Source organism: Xanthomonas sp. LF07-6, assembly GCF_034105445.1.
GTDB lineage: Bacteria > Pseudomonadota > Gammaproteobacteria > Xanthomonadales > Xanthomonadaceae > Xanthomonas_A > Xanthomonas_A sontii.
Genome location: NZ_JAXGGI010000001.1, coordinates 148,751 through 168,373, shown reverse-complemented (window position 1 = coordinate 168,373; position 19,623 = coordinate 148,751). Strand labels below are relative to the sequence as shown.

Genomic DNA, 19,623 nt, shown 5'->3' with positions numbered 1-19,623 from the left:
CATTCCCGATTCCCCATTCCCAGCCAAGAGCTACAATCCAGGGCCGCACGACCCACGCATCCCCCAACGGAGACCGTCGCAGTGACCCGCAAACTCGTACTGTTGCGCCATGGCCAGAGCCAGTGGAACCTGGATAACCGCTTCACCGGCTGGGTCGACGTCGACCTGACCGAGCAGGGCCGCCAGGAAGCCGTGGCCGCCGGCCGGCTGATGCGCGAGGAGGGGCTGCAGTTCGACGTCGCCCATACCTCGGTGCTCAAGCGCGCCATCCACACCTTGCAGGGCGCGCTGAAGGAGCTCGACCAGGACTGGCTGCCGGTGCACAAGAGCTGGCGTCTCAACGAGCGCCACTACGGCGGCCTGCAGGGTCTGGACAAGGCCGAGACCGCGGCCAAGCACGGCGAGGACCAGGTCAAGATCTGGCGCCGCTCCTACGACATCCCGCCGCCGCCGATGGACGCCGAGGATCCGGGCCATCCGCTGCATGACCGCCGCTATGCCACCCTGGACCGCAACGCGCTGCCGGCCACCGAGTCGCTGGCGACCACGCTCGAGCGCGTGCTGCCGTACTGGCACGACGCCATCGCGCCGCAGCTCAAGGCCGGGCAGACCGTGCTGGTCACCGCCCACGGCAACTCGCTGCGCGCGCTGTACAAGTACTTGAACGACGTCTCGCGCGAAGAAATCCTCGAACTCAACATCCCCACCGGCATCCCGCTGCTGTTCGAACTGGACGACAGCCTGCAGGTGCAGTCCTACCGCTACCTGGGCGACCCGGAAGCGGCCAAGAAGGCCGCCGAAGCGGTGGCCAATCAGGGCAAGGCGAAGTAAGCACCAGGATCGGCACGCGGCCGGCAGGAGAACGCGATGGGTGGATTCAGTATCTGGCATTGGCTCATCCTGCTGGTCTTGCTCGCCTTGCCGCTGCTGGTCGGCATGGTGGTGTGGCTGGCGATCCGCGCCCAGCGGCGCCGGCCGGCCGCGGCGGCGCCGTCGTTGCCTCCCGTCGACTCGGTCGAGCAGCGCCTGCGCGCGCTGGAGCAGCTGAAGGCGCAGGGGCTGATCGATGCGGCGGAGTACACGCGCCGGCGCGAGCAGATCCTGGCCGCGTTGTGAGTGTGTGATGCCTCGGCAGGCGCCGCGTTCTCGCGGCCTGCCAAGCGGAAGCGCGGTGTCGACGCCGCGCCGCGTGTTGCATGCAGCGCGCGTTGCCGCAGCTGCGCGGCAACGGCGTAACCCCGGACTACCCTTACCAGACGCAACTGGTGAGCAGCAGCCCGGGCTGCACGTCCACCCAGCGCAGACGGTGCGCTTGTCCGGCCGGCAAGGCCGGCGCCAGCGGCGTGGCGATCCGCGTCTCCACGCTGCCGCTGGCCGGGTCGCAGCCTTCGATGCGCAAGGCGTCGAAATCGAAGAAGCGGCCGACGGTCGCCGCGGTGGCCTTGTAGAAACTCTCTTTCGCCGAGAAGCCCAGGGTCAGCGCATACGGCCAGCCGCGGACGCGGGCGAGCGCAGCCAATGCGTCACAGTCGCTGGCGTCCAGGGCCACGCTGCGGATCGCCTCGAGCTGGTCCGCCGCCACCACACGTTCGATATCCAAGCCGATGCCGTTGGCGCCGGCGAACGTCGGCATGGCGATGGCGACCGCCACGCCGTCGGTATGCGAGAGGCTGCCAAGGAAACCGTCTGGCCAGAGCGGGGCGCGGTCGGGGCCGATCGGAAGGTCGGTGGCCGTGCTGCCGGCCGCCTGCAGCGCGGCGCGCGCCGCGCGCCGTCCGGCCAGGTACTCGGCCTGACGTTTGCGCACGCTGCGCGCGATCGACGGCGGCTGCTGCACCCGGTGGCGCTGGAAATCGTCGTTGTCGAAGGCATCGACCTCGAACGGCAGCAGCCAGGCGTCCGGCACGGCGATGCGATGCGCGCCGAGGGCGAGGCGGGCGAACGGCGGGGCGGCGAGGGCCAGGGCATCCATGGCCCTAGCTTAGAGCGTGCGCTGGCCGTGCGGCGCGTGCGATGCGGCCGGTGAGGCGCCGCATGGCAGGCATCGCTGTGGTGACCTGTTTCCGCAAGGATTCATCCGAATGCAGCTTGTCCGGCAGGAACGGCGCTTGTCCCCTTCTGCGGGATCAGCCGCGACCGGCGTTCCCGGTAACGCCGGTCGCGGCTGAAGCCGCTCCTGCAGCAGACGTTCCGTAGCGTTGCCTTCAGCCGTCGCTGGCGTCCACCCACACCCGCATTTCGCCCTCGCCGCGATTGGCCCAGGCGAAGTAGGGCACGAAGGTCAGGGGCTGCGGCTGCCGCGTCGGCGGCGGCGCATCGTAGCAGTACAGCGGTGCGGCCGCGGCGTCGACGTCGCCGTGCAGGCGTTCGCCGGTGGCTTGCAGCAGCACCTGGCCGGCGAGCGCGCCGGTGCCGGGTACGGCCTGCAGCGTGGCGTTGGCCGGCAGGCGCAGCTGATGCAGGTCGGCGCCGTTGTCGGCCTGCTCCAAGCAGTACACCAGCGGCCCGCGTTGCACCGCGACCTTGCCGGCCAGGTGGCGCACGCGCGGGTGCCCGCTGACCCGCATCGGCGGCATCGGCAGGCGCAGCTGCAAGGTGGCGCCGGACTGCCAGCGCCGGCGCAGCACGCAGTAGCCGTGCTGGCGGTGCGCGTCGATCGCCACCGGCTCGCCGTTGAGCAGCAACTGCGGCGCCTGGCACCAGTCCGGCAGGCGCAGCGCCAGCGCCGCCTCCACCGGGGCGCCGCACTCCACCTCGAAGGCGATCGTGTCCTGCCACGGATATTCGCCGCGCTGGCGCAGGGTCAGGGTCTGCCCGCCGACCTCGAACCGCGCGTCGCTGCCGACATAGAGGTTCACGTACAGCGTGTCGTCGCGGCGGGTGTAGAGGTAGTGGCCGAGCGAGGTCAGCACGCGGGCGATGTTGGGCGGGCAGCAGGCGCAGCCGAACCAGCGCTGGCGCACGGGCTTCACATGATCGAAGGTGTGGTTGCCGTGCACGGTGGGCGGGTGCACTTCCAGCGGGTTGACGTAGAAGAAGTGACGCCCGTCCAGAGCCATGCCGCCCAGCACGGTGTTGTACAGCGCCCGCTCCATCACGTCGGCGTAGCGGCCATCCGGCGCCAGCTGCAGCATGCGGTTGGCGAACATCATCAGCCCGATCGAGGCGCAGCTCTCGTTGTAGGCGGTGTCGTTGGGCAGGTCGTAGTCGACGCTGAAGGCTTCGCCGTAGCTCTGCGCACCGATCGCGCCGGTCAGGTACATCTGTCGCTGGGTGGCGTTGTCCCACAGGCGCTCGCAGGCCGCGCGCAGGGTGGCGTCGCCGCTGTGCCGGGCCAGGTGCGCCACGCCGGCGTACAGGTACACGAAGCGCACCGCATGGCCGACCGCGGTGTCCTGCAGCGCCACCGGCAGATGCGCCTGGCTGTAGGCCTTGTCCTGGATCATCCAGGCCGGGCCGTGCCCGCCCCAGAAGAAAGTCTGGCCGCGCTTGGCGTACTCCTCGTCGTAGTAGTGCGGCGCGGTGCCGCGTTGTTCGACGAAGTAGCGCGCCAGTGCCAGGTAGCGCGCCTCGCCCGTGGCCTCGTACAGGCGCATCAGTGCCAGTTCGATCTCCGGATGCCCGGGGTAGCCGTGCAACTGCGTGGGGCCGGGGCCGAAGGTGGCGTCGATGTGGTCGGCGAGCCGGCACACGATGTCGAGCAGGGTGCGTTTGCCGGTGGCCTGGAAGTAGGCCACGCCGGCCTCGATCATGTGCCCGGCGCAGTACAGCTCGTGGCACTCGGCCAGGTTGGTCCAGCGTTCCTGCGGCGCCTTCACCGTGAAGTAGGTGTTGAGGTAGCCGTCGGCCTGCTGCGCGGCGCCGATCAGCTCGATGGTGGCGTCGGCGTCGCGCTCCAGCGCCGGATCGGGATGCTGTGCGAGCAGGTAGGCCACCGCTTCCAGCCATTTGGCCACGTCGCTGTCCTGGAACACCATGCCGTAGAACGCGCCGTCGCTGCGGCCGGCGGCGATGCGGAAGTTCTCGATGGCATGGCTGGGTTCGGCATCGGCGACGTTGTCGTTGAGCGCGTCCCACTGGTAGGGCAGCACCACCTCCTGCACCAGGCGCTGGTAGCGCTGCCAGAACGGATCGGCGATGCGCAGGTGGGCGAGCGGCAGTTCCGGGGACGGCACGGGCGAATGCGGCATGGAGCGGAGATCCTGGAGAGTGGGGAAGGTCAGGGCACCGGGCGTGCGGCCAGATCGGCGGCGATGCTCGCCAGCAGCGGCCGGCGCAGCCGGCAGCGCAGGATCACCGCGGCCAGCAGCAGGTGCAGGCCGGCGGGGATCAGCGTTTCCAGCAGGGTGATGGCCTGCAGCGAGGCGGGGCTCTGCTGCGCGGCGCCGGCGCGGTAGCCGGCGTAGACGAACAGCGCGCTGATCACCACTGCGCTCGAGGCCCAGGCCAGCTTGATGCAGAACAGGTTGAAGGCGAAGTTGATGCCCGAGGAACGCACCCGGTTCTTCCAGGCGCCGTAGTCGTCAGCGAAGGCCATCAGCGAGAAGTGCAGCGGCAGCGCGAAGCCCAGCACCAGGCAGTGCACGAAGATCACCCCCAGCCACAGCGTCTGCTGCGCCGGTCCGGTCGGCAGCCACCATTGCGCCACGCCGAACGCGGCCAGCGCCAGGTTGGTGTGCAGGTACAGCGCCAGCGGATCGAAGCGGCGGCACAGCGCGTTGACCACGATCGCGCCGAGTACCGTGGCCAGCGCCACCATCGCGAAGAACAGCGAGGCGTAGCCGCTGCTGCCGCCGAGCACGTAGGTGATGAAGTACAGATAGGCGCCGCCGCGGATGTTGTAGACGTTGATCAGCAGGAACGACATCAGCAGCACCAGCCGCAACTGGTCGTTCTGCAGCAGGCCACGCAGATGTGCGCCGATGCCGGCGCCGCCGAGCAGGCTGACCGGCACGCGTTCGCGCACGGCGAAGAAGCAGCACAGGAACATCGCCACCGCCAGCACCGCCAGCACGCCCACGCCGAGCTGGTAGCCGCGCGCGGCGTCGCCATTGCCCAGTTCCCGCACCAGCCACGGCAGCCCGACCGACACCAGGAAGCCGGCGATGCCGCACAGCACGAAGCGCCAGGATTGCGCCGAGACCACGTCGCGGTGGTCGCCGGTCATGCTGTTGATCAGCGCGCAGTAGGGCACGTTGATCGCGGTGTAGCACAGCGACAGCAGGAAGTAGCTGGCGAAGGCGTAGGCGATCTTGGCGCCGGCGCTCAGCTGCGGCGCGCTGAAGGTCAGCACGCAGGCGATGCCGATCGGCACGGCGACCCACAGTTGCCAGGCGCGGAACCGGCCCCAGCGGCTGCGGGTACGGTCGGCGATCAGGCCCATCACCGGATCGGACACCGCGTCGGCCACGCGCAGCACGGTGAACAGGGTGCCGACCAGCGCCGGGGTCAGGCCGAACACGTCGGTGTAGAAGAAGGTGAGGAAGTTGGCGATCAGGCAGGTGACCACCGTGCCGCCGGCATCGCCGAGGCCGTAGCCGAACTTCTCCAGGCGCGACAGACGCGGCGTGGTCGCGGCCGGTGCGGCGTCTGCGGTGGCGTGGCCGATGGCGGTCGCGGTCAACGTAACGGCTCCTGGCGCGCCCGGTCCGGCGCCAGCGCAAAGTGGCATGGCGGCGCACCCGCGACAAGAGTCTGTGCGGTATAAAACCGGTACGATTCCGACCACGGCGGCCGCGGCGTCCTTGCGCGGCATCGTTCATTTGAATGCTGCAGTGCAGCGTCGCGCAGGCAAGGGGAGACGTTTCCGACATGCTCGAATTCGCCGTCGCCTATCCGATCCGGGTCCAGAACGGAGGACTGTTCATTTCCCGCGGCGTGGGTGCGCATCCGGCGCGGGTGATCCAGTCCTACGAGCTGATCTTCGTCGAGCGCGGCATCCTCTCGATTCGCGAACAGGACAACGACTTCCACGTCGGCCCCGGCGAGACACTGTTGCTGTGGCCCGGCCGCGCGCACGCCGGCCTGGGCCAGTTCCCGGACGACCTGCGGTTCTATTGGGTGCATTTCGAACTGGAACCGGGCGCGGCGCAGGCGGACAACGCGGTGGCGCTGTCGATGCCGCAGCGCACTGCGATCCGCGATCCGGATCGCTTCGTCGGCCTGTTTCGCTGGTTCCTGGCCGAGCAGGAGGAACGGCGCACGCTGCCGATGCTGGAGCCGATCGTGCTGTCGATGCTGCAATGCGTGGCCGGCGCCTGGCCGGATCCGCACGATTCCGAACGCGCCGGGGTGGCGCTGGCGTACCGTGCCAAGCAACTGATCGGCACGCAGTTCCACACCGCGCTCACCGCCTCGTCGCTGGCCGCGCAACTGCACTGCAATCCGGATTATCTGGGCCGCATCTACCGGCGCAGCTTCGGCACCACGCTGACCGAGGCGATCCACCGCCAGCGCATCGCCTTCGCCGAGAAGCTGCTGCTGGTCAACACCTGCGCGGTGGACGACGTGGCGCAGCGCGCCGGCTTCAGCGACAGCGGCTACTTCCGCCGCGTGTTCCGCCAGCGCCTGGGCATGACCCCCAGTGCGTATCGGCGGCTGTACTGCAAGGAGCACATCAATTCGGGGTGAGGGGGGCTTGCGGGCGCATGTGCGTCGCCGCTTGCCGCGAACCTGCTTGCGCCGCTGCGCGCTGCAAGGTGTGTGGCAGGGACAGGGCTTGGCTGCCCGCGTTTGCAGGAGCGGCTTCAGCCGCGACCGACATTCATGGGAATGCTTCGTCGCGGCTGAAGCGGCTCCTGCGGCAGGGTGGTGCGGCGGCCGGCTGGGCTAGCTCAGCTGCTGGCCGATCTCGCGCGCCATCGCGTTGAGCGGCAGGATCTTCTCCGCGCCGCCGCGCTTGATCGCTTCCTTGGGCATGCCGAACACCACGCTGCTCTGTTCGTCCTGGGCCACGGTGCGTGCGCCGGCCTGGCGCATCTCCAGCAGGCCGACCGCGCCGTCGTCGCCCATGCCGGTCATGATGATGCCCAGCGCGTTGCCGCCGGCGGCGCGCGCGGCGGAGCGGAACAGCACGTCCACCGATGGCCGGTGCCGGTTCACCGGCGGCCCGTCCAGCACTTCGACGAAGTACTGCGCGCCGCTGCGCCGCAGCAGCATGTGCTTGCCGCCCGGCGCGATCAGCGCGCGTCCCGGCACCACGCGGTCGTTGTTGGCCGCTTCCTTCACCGAGATCTGGCACAGCGTGTCCAGGCGCGCGGCGAAGGCGGCGGTGAATTTCTCCGGCATGTGCTGGACGATGACGATGCCGGGGCTGACCCGCGGCAGCGCGGTCAGCACTTCCTCCAGCGCCTGGGTGCCGCCGGTGGAGGTGCCGATCGCCACCACCCGTTCGGTGGTCTGCGACAGCGCGCGGCCGCCCTGTGCGGGCAGGATCACGTCGGCGGTGTGCTTGATCTCAGGTTCTACCACTGGCGTGGCCGGCCGCGCCGACAGGCGCTTGACGTTGGCGCGCGCGGCGCTCTTCACCGTGGCGATCATTTCCTCAGCCGAGTCGGTGAGGAACTGTTTGAGACCGAGCTTGGGCTTGGTCACCACCGCCACCGCGCCGGCGGCCAGCGCGTCCATGGTCACCCGCGCGCCCTTCTCGGTGAGCGTGGAGCAGATCACCACCGGGGTGGGGCGTTCGCTCATGATCTTGCGCAGGAAGGTGATGCCGTCCATCTTCGGCATCTCCACGTCCAGCACGATCACGTCCGGCCACTGCTGGCGCATCTTGTCCATCGCCAGCAGCGGGTCGGCCGCGGCGGCGATGACCTCGATGCCGGGCGCGTCGTTGAGCACGGCGACCAGCACCTGGCGCACCACCGCCGAATCGTCGATCACCATGGCCTTGATCGTGGTCATGCGGGGTTCCCTCCTGGGACGTCGTGGTTCATGGCTTGCGGTACACCGACGGCGCGATCTGCACCACGTCGCCGTTGACGTCGTTGAGGCTTTCGGAGTGGCCGATGCAGAAGATGCCGCCGCGCTTGAGCGTGCCGAGCACCCGCGCCACCACTTCGCGCTTGGTCTGGCCGTTGAAGTAGATCATCACGTTGCGCAGGAACACCACGTCGAACTGGCCCAGGTTGGGCAGCGTCGCGTTGAGGTTGGCGTGCAGGAAGCGCACATGGTCGCGGATCTTGCGGTCGATCAGCATGCTGCCCTCGTACTCGCCGCGGCCCTTGAGGCAGTAGCGCTTGAGCATGGCCGGCGGCATGTGCTCGATGCGCAGCAGCGGATAATGGCCGGTCCGCGCCTTGGCCAGCACGCGCGTGCTGATGTCGGTGCCGACCACCTCGTAGGGGCGGCCCTGCAGGGTATCGTCCAGCACCATGGCCATGCTGTAGGCCTCCTCGCCGCTGGAACTGGCCGCGCTCCAGCAACGGAACGGCGTACTGCCGGTATGCGCGGCGGCGATGCTGCGCAGCAGGTCGAAGTGCTTGGGTTCGCGGAAGAAATAGGTTTCGTTGGTGGTCAGCAGATCGATCGCGGTCTGCACCTCGCCGCTGCCCTCGCGGCTTTCCAGCAGCTTGAGGTACTGGGTGTAGGTCTGCAGCGAATGCGCCTTCAGGCGCTTGCCCAGGCGTCCGCACAGCATGGCCTTCTTGGCCGGCGAGATGGTGATGCCGGCGGCGTCGAAGATGAAGCGCTGGAACCGGCCGAATTCCTGCTCGGTGATGGTGTCGTGGCTGGTCATGGTCATGGCCGGTCGGTCAGTGGGGAGGGGCGGGAGCGGGGACGCTGGCGTTGCCGGTGGGGCCGTGTTCCTGCAGCAGGCGCTGGTGCTCCAGCAGCCAGGCGTGCAGCGCGCCGCCCCCCAACGGGCGCGCCAGCAGGTAGCCCTGGCCGAAGTCGCAGCCCAGCTCCTGCAGCAGGGTCCAGTCCTCCACCGTTTCGATGCCCTCGGCGACGGTGCTCAGGCCCAGCCGCTGGGCCATGCCCAGCGCCGATTCGAGGACCGTGCGCAGGTTGCGGCTGCGGTGCGCGTCGTGGACGAAGATGCGGTCGATCTTCAGTTCGGTGAAGGGGATGCGGGTGAGCTGCTGCAGCGAGGAGAAGCCGGTGCCGTAGTCGTCCAGCGACAGGCCGAAGCCCTGCAGCCGCAGCCGTGCCAGCATGCCCAGTGCGCTGCCGCAGACCAGCGAGCTTTCGGTGATTTCCAGCACCAGGTCCGACGGCGCCAGCCCATGCTGGCGCAGCAGCCCGAGCAGTTCGTCGAGCAGGTTCGGGTCCTGCAGCATGCTCGGCGACAGGTTCAACGCCAGGGTCAGCTGGAACCCGTCCTGTTTCCACGCCGCCAGCCGTGCCATCGCCTGGTCGGCGACGCAGGCGGTGAGCGCATGGATCAGGCCTTCGCGCTCGGCCACGGCGATGAAGCGGTCCGGCGCGATCGGCCCGGCGCTGGGATGGCGCCAGCGCGCCAGCGCTTCCACGCCGCCGACCCGGCCGCTGCGCATGTCCACCTTAGGCTGGTAGGCCACCTCGATCTCGCCGCGTTGCAGTGCCTCGCGCAGCATCGCCGCCATGGTCGCCTCGCCGGGCGCCTCGGCGTCGTCACGTGGTGCCGGTGCGCTCGGCGCGTGGGCGCGCACCGCGGCCGCGAGCTGGGCGGCGCGCAGCGGTTTCTCCAGCCCCGCCAACACCTGCAGGCCGTTGCTGCGCCCGACCTGCAGCACCGAGTCGATCAGGGCCGCGCCGCGCTGCGAGGCGACCACGATCGGCACGCGCACGCTGCAGCGGGCCAGTGCGTCGAGCAATTGCACGCCGTCCATGCCGGGCATTTCCAGATCCACGATCAACAGCCCCAGCGGCGGCCCCTGGGTCACCCGTGCCAGCGCGGCATGGCCGTCGGCCGCGCCTTCCACCGCCACCGCCCCCATGCGCTGGCACAGGGCCAGCGCATGTTCGCGCTGGACCTGGCTGTCGTCGACCACCAGGACCGTGCCGAAGTGGTGCAGGGCGGCGGTGTCGGGGGACGTGGGCATGCGAAATCCGTTTCGAGGAAAGGGCGGGGCGCTAAGTGGCAACGGCCGCTCAGGCGGCGATGCCTTCTTCCAGGTGGGCGTCGAGCGCGGTCATGCTGGCGAACTCCTGGGGCGCCAGCACCGCATCGGCGGCGAGCAGGATCACGAAGCGCTCGCCGACCTTGCCCATGCCGTGGATGAAATCGCGGCGGATGCCGGTCCCGAAGGCCGGCGGCGGCGCGATGTCGGCGGTGGCGATCTCCAGCACCTCGCTGACCGCATCCACCAGCAGGCCCAGCACCTGGCGTTCCTCGCCGCTGGCCACCTCGATGATGACGATGCAGGTGCGCTTGCTGATCTCGCTGGGCGCGCGGCCGAAGCGTTGCTGCAGGTCCACCACCGGCACCACGGCGCCACGCAGGTTGATCACCCCGCGCAACGCGGGCGGCATCATCGGCACGTCGGTCGGCGTGCGGTACTCGATGATCTCCTTGATGCCGAGGATGCCGACGCCGAACATTTCCTTGCCGAGCAGGAAGGTCAGGAACTGGTCCGTGGCCAGGTCGCCGGCGTCGGAGGGTGAGAGCGAAGCGGGAGCGTTCATGGCCATGTCTCAGAAGGTTTCGAAGTGGGCTTCGTCGAGCGAATCCGCCAGGACCAGCTGGCCGTTGGCGACGCGCGCGATCGGCTTGGGACCGGCCTGCCCGTTGCGGCCGCGCCCGGCGCCGGGACGTCGCGCCGCGGTCCTGGCCGGCGGGGCGCCCTGCACCTTGAAGAAGCTCATCAACTGCTGCAGCTGTTCGGCCTGCGCGCTCATCTCCTCGGCCGTGGCGGCCAGCTCCTCGGAGTTGGACGCGGCCTGCTGGGTGGTCTGGTTGAGTTGGCCGACCGCGGCATTGATCTGACCGACGCCGGAGGTCTGCTCCTCGGAGGCGGCGGTGATCTCCTGCACCAGGTCGGAGGTGCGCTTGATCGACGGCACCATCTCGTCCAGCAGCTTGCCGGCGTTCTCGGCCAGTTCCACGCTGGAGCTGGCGACGTCGCCGATCTCCTGCGCCGCGATCTGGCTGCGTTCGGCCAGCTTGCGCACTTCCGCGGCGACCACCGCAAAGCCCTTGCCGTGCTCGCCGGCACGCGCGGCCTCGATCGCCGCGTTCAGCGCCAGCAGGTTGGTCTGGTAGGCGATGTCGTCGATGATGCCGATCTTCTGCGCGATCTGCTTCATCGCCTGCACGGTCGCCCGCACCGATTCGCCGCCGTCCAGCGCCTGGCTGGAAGCCTTGCTGGCCATGCCGTCGGTGATCTTGGCGTTTTCGGTGTTCTGCGAGATCGACGCGGTCATCTGCTCCAGCGAGGCGCTGGTCTCTTCGACGCCGGCGGCCTGCTCGCTGGCCGCCTGGCTCAGCGACTGCGCGGTGGCGCTGACCTCTTCCGACGCGCTGGCCAGCGATTCGGCATTGCCGTTGACCTCGCTGACCACCTGCGACAGGCGGGCGATGGTGTCGTTGATGTAGTTCTTCATTTCGGCGTAGGCGCCGTCGTAGTGCTTGTCGATGCTCTGGGTCAGGTCGCCCTCGGCCAGGCCGCCCATCACCCGCACCACGTCCTGGATGCTGCCGCCGGTCGTGGTCGCCAGATCGTTCAGGCCCTGGCCCATCTCACGCTGGAACCCGGCCAGGCCATCCAGCGCGATCCGCTCGGAGAAGTCGCCGCGGTTGGCGGCCGCGACCACACGGCGCTGGCCGTCGATCACCAGCTTCAGCCGCTCGACCATGGTTCGCATCGCATACAGCGCGCTGCCGCTGTCGTTGGCGCGTACCGCCACCTCCAGGTTGAGGTCGCCCTGCGCCACCTTGTTGGCGATCTCGGCCACATAGGCCGGCTCGCCGCCCAGCAGGCGGGTGAGGATGCGCACGATGAAGAACGCCACGACCGCGCCCAGCAGCACCGCCGCCACGATGGTCGCGATGATCAGTGAGCGCGCGGACGCATAGAGTTCGTCGCCGCGGTCGCTGGCGTCCTGGCCGCCCTTGACGTTCAGGTCCACCAGCTTGTCGATCGCGTCGGCGGTGCTGCGGAAGATCTGCCGCTGCTCACCGTTCAGCACGGCCGTCGCCTCCTGGGTCTTGCCCTGCGCGGTGAGCGCCAGCAATTGCTTGTGCAATTCGGTGTAGCGATCGAAGTTCTTGGCGAAATCCGCGTACAGCGCCTGCTCCTCGGGCGAGGAGATCAGCGGGACATAGGTCTTCCTGTTGTTCTCGAACGCCTCCAGTGTCTTGAGCATGCGCGTGTCGTAATCCTGCATCTCGGCTGGACTGGTGGCGACGACCCGCTGCAACTCGAGCAGACGCAGCTTGTTGAAGTTCGCGCTCATCTCCTCGACGTTGCGCACGCTGGGCATCCAGTTGGTGGCGAGCTCCGTGGACGAGCCGTTGATCCTGGCCATCTGCATCGTGGCGAAAATGCCGGTCCCCAACAGCAGCAGCAACACTAGGCCGAAGCCGATGCCGATGCGCGTGCCGATCTTCATGTGCTGGAACATCGTGATCCCCCTGGATGTGATGTCGTGAAAGTGGATGTCAGAACGTATCGAAATGGGCTTCGTCCGGCCCCGACACCAGTGCCAGGCCGACCTCGCCGAACCCACGCTTGCGCGCCGGCGCCGCCCTGCGGGACGGACCGGCGGTGACTGCCTTCGGACGCCGCGGCGCCACGACCTGGTTGGTACGGAAGAAACTCATCAACTGCTGCAACTGCTCGGCCTGCCCGCTCATTTCCTCGGCCGTGGCGGCCAGCTCCTCGGAGTTGGCCGCGGCCTGCTGGGTGGTCTGGTTGAGCTGGCCGACCGCGGCGTTGATCTGGCCGACGCCGGAGGTCTGTTCCTCGGAGGCGGCGGTGATCTCCTGCACCAGGTCGGAGGTGCGGCGGATCGACGGCACCATCTGCTCCAGCAGCTTGCCGGCGTTCTCGGCCAGCTCCACGCTGGACTCGGCGACCTGGCCGATTTCCTGCGCGGCCACCTGGCTGCGCTCGGCCAGCTTGCGCACTTCGGCGGCGACCACGGCGAAGCCCTTGCCGTGCTCGCCGGCGCGCGCGGCCTCGATCGCCGCGTTCAGCGCCAGCAGGTTGGTCTGGTAGGCGATGTCGTCGATGATGCCGATCTTCTGCGCGATCTGCTTCATCGCGGTCACCGTCGAGCGCACCGCATCGCCGCCTTCGTTGGCTTCGCGCGCGGCCTTGGCCGCCATGCCGTCGGTGACCTTGGCGTTCTCGGTGTTCTGTGCGATGGACGCGGTCATCTGCTCCAGCGAGGCGCTGGTCTCCTCCACGCCGGCGGCCTGTTCGCTGGCCGCCTGGCTCAGCGACTGCGCCGTGGCGCTGACCTGCTCGGAGGCGCTGGCCAGTGCTTCGGCATTGATGTTCACCTCGCCGACCACCTGCGCCAGGCGCGCGACGGTGGCGTTGATGCTGTCGCACAGTTCCTTCAGCTGGCCCCGGCACTGCACGTCCGCCAGCCGGGTCAGGTCGCCGGCCTCGATCGCCTTGAGCACGGCGCCGGCTTCGTTCAGCGGGCCGATCACCGTGTCCAGGGTCAGGTTGACGCCGTCGACGATGCGGCGGAAGTCGCCATGGTGCAGGCTGCCGTCGGCACGTACGTCCAGACGGCCGGCCGCGGCGGCATCGACCAGCAGGCTGGTGTCGCGGATCAGCGCGCGCAGGTTGGAACGCACCTGCTCGATCGTGTCGTTGATGAACGCCTTCTTGCCCGGGAGGGCTTCCAACGGCGCGTCGAAGTTGCCGCGGCCGAATTCGGCGATGCAGGCCATCGCCTTCTTCTTGGTGGCGATGTGGTCGCCGACCATGCAGTTGATGCCGTCGGCCATGCTGCGGAAATCGCCTTCAAAGCGGTGGCTCTCGATCACCACGTCGATGTCGCCGGCGTCGTGCTGCGCGGACATGTGCTTCATCTGCGCGATCAGTCCCTGCATGTTGCGCCGCACCTGCTCGATGATCTCGTTGATGAAGACCTTCTTGCCCGGCAGCGTCTCCAGCGGCGCATCGAAATTGCCGCGACCGAACTCGGCCACGCAGGCCAACGCTTTCTTCTTGGTGGCGATGTGATCGCCGACCATGCGGTTGACGCCTTCGGCGATGACCTTGAACTCGCCCTCGAAGCGATGGCTCTCGATCACCACGTCGATGTCGCCGGCATCGTGCTCGCGCGACATGCGCACGATCTCGTCGTTGATCTGACGCATGCCGGTCTGCACCTGGCGCAGTGCCAGCAGCACCTCGCAGGCTTGGTCGTTGCGCACCGTCGGCATCACCACCTCGAAGTTGCCGGTGGCGAAGCGCGCCAGGGTGGTGGTGGCGATCCGCAGCGAGCGGGTGATGGCGTGGACGGTAAAGGCCAGTACCGCGGCGGCGAGCACGGTGGCGCCGATGCCCAGCGCCAGGGTCTGCCCGGCGGGCAGGCCGAGGGCGAACCCGCACACGGCGGCGGCCAATGGCAGCACGATGGCGATGGCCGAGCCGCTCCACAGCTTGGATGACAGCGAAAGGGAGTTGGACATGCCGTGGTACCTGTGCGGGATAGAGAGGCACCGGCCTGCCGGGCCGGTGCGGAGATGGATCAGAACGAGACGAACGCGGCTTCTTCCAGGCGTGCGGCCTGCGCCGTGGCGGCAGGCCCGCCGAAGCTGCGCGCACGTGGCCCGCGTTGCATCGGCGTCGGCAGCCGCCGCGGCTGCGGGGCCGGTGCCGGGGTGGGCGTGGCGCCGGTGGTGAAGAAGCTCATGAGCGTTTGCAACTGTTCGGCCTGGCTGCTTACTTCTTCGGCCGTGGCGGCCAATTCTTCAGCGTTGGCAGCGGATTGCTGTGTTGTCTGGCTGAGCTGCACTACCGCGGTGTTGATCTGGCCGACGCCGGAGCTCTGCTCTTCTGAGGCGGCGGTGATCTCCTGCACCAGGTCGGAGGTGCGGCGGATCGACGGTTCCATCTCGCCGAGCAGACGCCCGGCGGTCTCGGCCAGGTTCACGCTGGTGCTGGCGACGTCGCTGATCTCGTGCGCGGCGACCTGGCTGCGCTCGGCCAGCTTGCGCACCTCGGCGGCGACCACCGCGAAGCCCTTGCCGTGCTCGCCGGCGCGCGCGGCCTCGATCGCCGCGTTCAGCGCCAACAGGTTGGTCTGGTAGGCGATGTCGTCGATGATGCCGATCTTGCGTGCGATCTCCTTCATCGCCGAGACGGTGGCGCGGACCGCCTCGCCGCTTTCGGCGGCCTCGCGCGAGGCCTTGGCGGCCATGCCGTCGGTGATCTTGGCGTTCTCCGCGTTCTGCGCGATGGAGCCGGTCATCTGCTCCAGCGAGGCGCTGGTCTCCTCCACGCCGGCGGCCTGTTCGCTGGCCGCCTGGCTCAGCGACTGCGCGGTGGAGGACAGTTCCTCGGCGGCGCTGGCCAGGGTGACAGCGTTGCCGTTGACCTCGTTGACGATGCTGGTGAGCTTGTCGATGGTGGCGTTGACGTAGCGCTGCATGTCGGCGAAGGCACCCTCGTAGTGGCCCTGCACCTGGCGGCTGAGGTCGCCCTCGGCCATCGCGCCCATCACCTTGATCACGTCGCCGACGCTGCGCAGGTTGCCGCGGGTCTGTTCGATGATCTCGTTGATGAAGGCCTTCTTGCCCGGCAACTGCGGCATCGGCGCGTCGAAATTGCCGCGGCCGAACTCGGCGACCACGCCCAGCGCCTGCTTCTTGACCGCGATGTGCGCGGCGACCATGCGGTTGATGGCCTTGCCGATCGCGCAGAATTCACCGTCCAGATGGGTGCAGTCGATCTGCACGTCGATGTCGCCCTTGTCGTGCTCGTCGGACATGCGCGCGATCTCGCCGATCAGGCGCTTGAAGTTGCCGCGCACCTGCTCGATGGTGTCGTTGATGAAGGCCTTCTTGCCCGGCAGCGGCGGCATGGTCGCGTCGAAGTTGCCGCGGCCGAACTCGGCGACCACGCCCATCGCCTGCTTCTTGACCGCGATGTGGCTGCCGACCATGCGGTTGATGCCGTCGGCCATGCCGCGGAAGTCGCCCTGGAAGTGGGCGCTGTCGATGCTGGCGTCGATCTCGCCGGCCTCGTGCTGCTCGGAGACGCGGCGCATTTCGGCGATCAGGCCGAGCATGTTGCGCCGCACCTGCTCGATGGTGTCGTTGATGTAGGCCTTCTTGTCCGGGAACGCGGCCAGCGGCGCGGCGAAGTTGCCGCGGCCGAACTCGCCCACGCAATCGATCGCCTGCTTGCAGACGCCGATGTGGGCGCCGACCAGTTGGTTGATGTCGCCGGCCACGGCCCGATAGGCGCCGCTGGACTGCGCGGCATCCAGCATCACGTCGCAGTCGCCGGCGGCGTGCGCGCGGGTCATGTGCGCGACGTCGGCCTGCAACTGCCGCAGCGGTCGCTGCGCGGCGAGCAGGGCCTGGCCGATCTCGCTGCCGCCGGCGGTCGCGTCCACGCGCTCCAGTTCGCCCTGCGCCAGCGCCTGCAGACCGGTGCGGGCCAGGTCCAGTTCGCGCTGCGCGGCAGCGGACGTTTGCTGCGCCGAACGCACGCTGCCGGCCAGCACCAGGCCGGCGACCAGCGTGGCCACGGCGACCGCAGCCCAGGCGAGGCCGCCGGCCAGCGGCAGCGCCAGCGCCGCGACGGCCGCGGCGGCGGGCAGGGCGACGGCGACGACCGCGGCCGTCGGCAGGGTGGTAAGGGGCGTCCGGTTCTGGGACATGACGGCGATTCCTGGTTGATGGCGTGACGTAGGAATGGCGGCAGGCGATGCGACGGTTCAGGCCGCCAGCGATTCGGTGCCGGGTTGCAACTGGCCGATGAGCGACGGCACGTCCAGGATCAGGGCGACCCCGCCGCTGCCGAGGATGCTGGAGCCGCTGATGCCCTTGACCTGGGCGAAGACCTTGGAGAGCGGCTTGATCACGGTCTGCCACTCGCCCAGCAGGGTGTCGACCACCAGGCCGAACCGCTGCGAGCCCTGGCGGATCACCACGATGCTCTCGCGCGCCGGCGGCGCGCCGGCGATGGCGAACAGCGAGCGCAGGCGCACGTAGGGCAGCACGTTGCCGCGCAGGTCGATGTACTCGCTCTGGTAGTTCGGTGCGAACTCCACGCATTCCTCGACCACGTCCAGCGGCACCACGAACACCGACTTGCCGACCCCGACCTGGAAGCCGTTGATGATCGCCAGGGTCAGCGGCAGCCGCACCGAGATGGTGGTGCCGACGTCCTGCTGGCTGCTGATGTCGACGCTGCCGCGCAGCGCGGCGATGTTGCGCTTGACCACGTCCATGCCGACGCCGCGGCCGGACAGGTTGGTGACCTTCTCGGCGGTGGAGAAGCCCGGCTCGAAGATCAGCGCGAACACCTCGCGGTCGGAGAGCTGGCGGCCGGCTTCGATCAGGCCGCGTTCCAGCGCCTTGGCCAGGATCCGGTCGCGGTTGAGGCCGCCGCCGTCGTCGCTGATCTGGATGACGATGCTGCCGGAATCGTGGAAGGCGTTGAGGCGTACCGTGCCGCGCACCGGCTTGCCGCGCGCCTGGCGCACCTCGGCCGGTTCGATGCCGTGATCCATGGCGTTGCGCACCAGGTGGGTCAGCGGATCGGCGATCTTCTCCACCACCGACTTGTCCAGCTCGGTGTCCTCGCCATTGACTACCAGCGCGATGTCCTTGCCCAGTTCGCGGGCCACGTCGTGGACCACGCGGTGGAAGCGGCTGAAGGTGCCGCCGATCTTGACCATGCGCAGTTGCAGCGCGCTTTCGCGCACCTCCTCGACCAGGCCGGCGAGGATCGAGGTGGATTCCAGCAACTGCGCATCGCCGGTGCGCTGCGCGTTGGCGCCGGTGCTGGCGACCGCGATGATCAGCTCGCCGACCAGGTCGATCATGCGGTCGAGCTTGTCGGCGTCGACGCGGATCGAGCCGCCTTCGCCGCGCGCGCCGGCGGCCTTGGCGGGGCCGGCATTGGCGGCGGGGGCCGCTGCCGCGGCCGGCGCATTGGGCATGGCCGGTGCGGCTGCAGCCGGCGCGGCCTCCGGTGTGGCGGCACTCTCGAAACCGGCGAAGTCGTCGGCGCTGGCCTGGCTGCCGGCCTCGGCCACCAGCAGCGGCAGATCCAGGTTGGCGGCGTCGCCGTACGGGTCCACCGCCAGCACCTGCAGGTCGCAGTCGTCGCGCACGAATTCGAAGATGTCCTCGATCGCGGCCTGCTGCGCGTCGCTGCGCAGCAGGATGTCGAAGCCCAGGTAGCAGGCCTCAGGTTCCAGGTCCGGCAGCGCCGGCACGCGCTCGTGACGGGTGCGCACCGCTTCCAGGCTGCCGAGGCTGCGCAGGCAGCGGATCAGGTGCAGCGGCGAGTTGCCGAAGCGCAGCGCATCGGTGAACAACTGCAGCGAGATCCGCCAGTAGCCGGTCTGCGCCGGCGCCGCGGGCGTTGCGGTGGCGCTGGCCTTGGCGGCCGGCGCGGCAGCAGGGTGCAGGTAGGTCTGCAGGCGTTCCAGCAGCGGCGCACCCTCGGTGGCCAGCGTGGCTTCGTCGGCCTCGGCGCCGGCGGCCGCTTCCACCAGGGTGCGGATGTGGTCGCAGCAGGCCAGCATCAGTTGGATGAGGTCCGAGTCCAGCGCGACCGCGTGCTCGCGCACCAGGTCCAGCACGCTCTCCACCACATGGGTGAAGCCGACCAGTTGCGCCAGATCGAACAGGCCGCCGGAGCCCTTGATGGTATGGGCGGCGCGGAAGATCGCGTTGACCGCGTCGGGACCGGCTTCGCCGCGCTCGGCTTCCAGCAGGTTGCGTTCCATGTCCTCGAGCAGGTCGCGGCTCTCGGCGATGAAGGTCTGCAGCAATTGATCCATGTTCATGTCGTGCTGCCGATTAGTGAAGAGTGTCGTCGCCGACGCGCTCGAACGCGTCGCCCAGGCCGAGCAGGTCCAGCGCGTCGCCGACCGCTGTGGTGCAGCCCTCGAGCTGGAATGGCCGTCCCAGCGCGCGCAGCGCGGCCTGGGTGGCCAGCAGCAGTTGCACGCCGGTGGCGTCGATGTCGTTCACCGCCTGCACCTGCAGGCGCAGGCCGCCGGGATGCTCCAGCGCGGGCAGCAGCAGCGGCTTCAGTTCGGCCGCATGGCGGATGGTCATGTCGCCGTCCACGATCAACTGCAGCGGCGGATCCTGTTCGTCGGGGGGCGTCGAGCGCATGGCGGGTCTCCGGCAGTGGCGAGTGGAAAGCCGGCGCCACGCCGTGAAGGGCGTGTGCAGGCCTGGGTACCAGCGATATCGGCGCGGACGGGAAATATTTAGAGATATTTAGCCCGCGTGAAGCATTTGTCTCGCAGGCCGCACGCGAGCCTGAGTGGTTCAGGCCGGTGCCAGGACGCGCATCCCATAACCGCGCCGATGCGGTCGGTCCTTACGTTTCTGCATGCGCCGTGCCAGTCGCGGCAACGGGGAAGGCGTCAAAAAGCCGCGCCATACGTGCGACGTGGCGGCGGTCTTCACGTGAAGACCGCTGCAGGCCAGGGAACACAGCGGTGCGAGCGCCCATACGCCACCGAACGTTGTGGCGG

General features: G+C 69.0%; 15 protein-coding genes. 3 read left to right on the top strand and 12 right to left on the bottom strand.

Annotated elements, in window-relative coordinates; genetic code table 11:
- Nucleotides 1–81 precede the first annotated feature (81 nt).
- Both gpmA and SLW56_RS00675 read left to right on the top strand, forming a co-directional pair.
- The gene (gene gpmA, locus SLW56_RS00680; protein ID WP_010342084.1) at nucleotides 82–831 is read left to right on the top strand and encodes a 2,3-diphosphoglycerate-dependent phosphoglycerate mutase; all 750 of its coding nucleotides are present in this window, start codon (nucleotides 82–84) and stop codon (nucleotides 829–831) included.
- A 36-nt stretch (nucleotides 832–867) separates the two neighbouring features.
- Nucleotides 868–1,116, top strand: a complete 249-nt coding sequence (locus SLW56_RS00675) for an SHOCT domain-containing protein (RefSeq protein WP_267099565.1) — start codon at nucleotides 868–870, stop codon at nucleotides 1,114–1,116.
- Between the two features lie 133 nt (nucleotides 1,117–1,249).
- Here the strand turns inward: SLW56_RS00675 and SLW56_RS00670 are convergent, their stop codons facing one another.
- The 3 genes from SLW56_RS00670 to SLW56_RS00660 all read right to left on the bottom strand — a co-directional run bounded on the left by SLW56_RS00670 (nucleotide 1,250) and on the right by SLW56_RS00660 (nucleotide 5,623).
- On the bottom strand, nucleotides 1,250–1,972 hold the full coding sequence (locus SLW56_RS00670) for a 4'-phosphopantetheinyl transferase superfamily protein (protein WP_267099566.1): 723 nt from the start codon (nucleotides 1,970–1,972) through the stop codon (nucleotides 1,250–1,252).
- A 232-nt stretch (nucleotides 1,973–2,204) separates the two neighbouring features.
- Nucleotides 2,205–4,190: a beta-L-arabinofuranosidase domain-containing protein gene (locus SLW56_RS00665; protein ID WP_320694206.1), complete on the bottom strand. Its 1,986-nt coding sequence runs from the start codon at nucleotides 4,188–4,190 to the stop codon at nucleotides 2,205–2,207.
- Nucleotides 4,191–4,219: 29 nt separating this feature from the next.
- Nucleotides 4,220–5,623 (bottom strand): MFS transporter, encoded by a 1,404-nt coding sequence (locus SLW56_RS00660; RefSeq protein WP_320694205.1) that lies wholly within the window; start codon nucleotides 5,621–5,623, stop codon nucleotides 4,220–4,222.
- A 188-nt stretch (nucleotides 5,624–5,811) separates the two neighbouring features.
- Here SLW56_RS00660 and SLW56_RS00655 point away from each other — a divergent pair, with 188 nt between their 5' ends.
- Entirely contained in the window at nucleotides 5,812–6,630 is an 819-nt protein-coding gene (locus tag SLW56_RS00655) for an AraC family transcriptional regulator (RefSeq protein ID WP_017913264.1), read from the top strand.
- 198 nt (nucleotides 6,631–6,828) lie between these two features.
- Here the strand turns inward: SLW56_RS00655 and SLW56_RS00650 are convergent, their stop codons facing one another.
- The 9 genes from SLW56_RS00650 to SLW56_RS00610 are packed head-to-tail and all read right to left on the bottom strand — an operon-like array spanning nucleotide 6,829 to nucleotide 19,255.
- A complete protein-coding gene (locus SLW56_RS00650) occupies nucleotides 6,829–7,905 on the bottom strand; it encodes a chemotaxis response regulator protein-glutamate methylesterase (protein ID WP_017916834.1) in 1,077 nt (358 codons plus the stop codon).
- A 28-nt stretch (nucleotides 7,906–7,933) separates the two neighbouring features.
- Nucleotides 7,934–8,740 carry a CheR family methyltransferase gene (locus SLW56_RS00645; protein ID WP_026143818.1) on the bottom strand — a complete coding sequence of 269 codons (807 nt, stop codon included), beginning with the start codon at nucleotides 8,738–8,740 and terminating at the stop codon, nucleotides 7,934–7,936.
- Between the two features lie 16 nt (nucleotides 8,741–8,756).
- Nucleotides 8,757–10,028, bottom strand: coding sequence for an EAL domain-containing response regulator (locus SLW56_RS00640; RefSeq protein WP_152237930.1), 1,272 nt, complete (start codon nucleotides 10,026–10,028; stop codon nucleotides 8,757–8,759).
- Between the two features lie 49 nt (nucleotides 10,029–10,077).
- Nucleotides 10,078–10,611, bottom strand: a complete 534-nt coding sequence (locus tag SLW56_RS00635) for a chemotaxis protein CheW (protein ID WP_026143817.1) — start codon at nucleotides 10,609–10,611, stop codon at nucleotides 10,078–10,080.
- Between the two features lie 9 nt (nucleotides 10,612–10,620).
- Nucleotides 10,621–12,537, bottom strand: coding sequence for a methyl-accepting chemotaxis protein (locus SLW56_RS00630; RefSeq protein ID WP_309252722.1), 1,917 nt, complete (start codon nucleotides 12,535–12,537; stop codon nucleotides 10,621–10,623).
- Nucleotides 12,538–12,586: 49 nt separating this feature from the next.
- Nucleotides 12,587–14,581 (bottom strand): methyl-accepting chemotaxis protein, encoded by a 1,995-nt coding sequence (locus tag SLW56_RS00625; protein WP_320694204.1) that lies wholly within the window; start codon nucleotides 14,579–14,581, stop codon nucleotides 12,587–12,589.
- Nucleotides 14,582–14,640: 59 nt separating this feature from the next.
- Complete coding sequence (locus SLW56_RS00620; RefSeq protein WP_295964984.1) at nucleotides 14,641–16,779, bottom strand: methyl-accepting chemotaxis protein; 2,139 nt, start codon at nucleotides 16,777–16,779, stop codon at nucleotides 14,641–14,643.
- Between the two features lie 57 nt (nucleotides 16,780–16,836).
- Entirely contained in the window at nucleotides 16,837–18,921 is a 2,085-nt protein-coding gene (locus SLW56_RS00615; RefSeq protein WP_320694203.1) for a chemotaxis protein CheA, read from the bottom strand.
- A gap of 13 nt (nucleotides 18,922–18,934) precedes the next feature.
- Nucleotides 18,935–19,255, bottom strand: coding sequence for an STAS domain-containing protein (locus SLW56_RS00610; RefSeq protein WP_267096724.1), 321 nt, complete (start codon nucleotides 19,253–19,255; stop codon nucleotides 18,935–18,937).
- Between the last annotated feature and the right edge of the window lie 368 nt (nucleotides 19,256–19,623).

Excerpts from the sequence above, each read along its gene's own strand:
- SLW56_RS00625 (WP_320694204.1), bottom strand. The coding sequence starts at position 14,581 with ATGTCCAACTCCCTTTCGCTGTCATCCAAGCTGTGGAGCGGCTCGGCC.
- SLW56_RS00655 (WP_017913264.1), top strand. The coding sequence starts at position 5,812 with ATGCTCGAATTCGCCGTCGCCTATCCGATCCGGGTCCAGAACGGAGGA.
- SLW56_RS00615 (WP_320694203.1), bottom strand. The coding sequence starts at position 18,921 with ATGAACATGGATCAATTGCTGCAGACCTTCATCGCCGAGAGCCGCGAC.
- SLW56_RS00665 (WP_320694206.1), bottom strand. The coding sequence starts at position 4,190 with ATGCCGCATTCGCCCGTGCCGTCCCCGGAACTGCCGCTCGCCCACCTG.
- SLW56_RS00640 (WP_152237930.1), bottom strand. The coding sequence starts at position 10,028 with ATGCCCACGTCCCCCGACACCGCCGCCCTGCACCACTTCGGCACGGTC.
- SLW56_RS00620 (WP_295964984.1), bottom strand. The coding sequence starts at position 16,779 with ATGTCCCAGAACCGGACGCCCCTTACCACCCTGCCGACGGCCGCGGTC.
- SLW56_RS00635 (WP_026143817.1), bottom strand. The coding sequence starts at position 10,611 with ATGAACGCTCCCGCTTCGCTCTCACCCTCCGACGCCGGCGACCTGGCC.
- SLW56_RS00610 (WP_267096724.1), bottom strand. The coding sequence starts at position 19,255 with ATGCGCTCGACGCCCCCCGACGAACAGGATCCGCCGCTGCAGTTGATC.
- SLW56_RS00670 (WP_267099566.1), bottom strand. The coding sequence starts at position 1,972 with ATGGATGCCCTGGCCCTCGCCGCCCCGCCGTTCGCCCGCCTCGCCCTC.
- SLW56_RS00650 (WP_017916834.1), bottom strand. The coding sequence starts at position 7,905 with ATGACCACGATCAAGGCCATGGTGATCGACGATTCGGCGGTGGTGCGC.
- SLW56_RS00645 (WP_026143818.1), bottom strand. The coding sequence starts at position 8,740 with ATGACCAGCCACGACACCATCACCGAGCAGGAATTCGGCCGGTTCCAG.
- SLW56_RS00675 (WP_267099565.1), top strand. The coding sequence starts at position 868 with ATGGGTGGATTCAGTATCTGGCATTGGCTCATCCTGCTGGTCTTGCTC.
- SLW56_RS00630 (WP_309252722.1), bottom strand. The coding sequence starts at position 12,537 with ATGAAGATCGGCACGCGCATCGGCATCGGCTTCGGCCTAGTGTTGCTG.